Raw genomic sequence first — 258 nt, forward strand, 5'->3', positions numbered from 1 at the left:
GGCATGCGTGCTCGTCAGGATGGCCTCGAAGTCGGCCACCGACAGCGAGTCCAGCACGACGCGGATCGGCAGGCGGCCCTGCAGCTCGGGAATCAGGTCGCTGGGCTTCGCGAGGTGGAAGGCGCCGCTGGCAATGAAGAGAATGTGGTCGGTCTTCACGAGGCCGTACTTGGTCGTCACCGTGGTGCCTTCGACCAGCGGCAGCAGGTCGCGCTGCACGCCCTGGCGCGACACCTCGGCGCCGCCATGCTCGTTGCG

The 258-nt window shown here is 68.2% G+C and carries 1 protein-coding gene; it reads right to left on the bottom strand.

Translation table 11 applies throughout. The annotated features are described in order from the left end of the window. Positions 1–258, bottom strand: a 258-nt coding sequence (locus AC0IW9_RS31210; protein ID WP_471652173.1) for an AAA family ATPase, incomplete at both ends; no start/stop codon positions are given.

Source organism: Belnapia sp. AC561 (assembly GCF_979252845.1).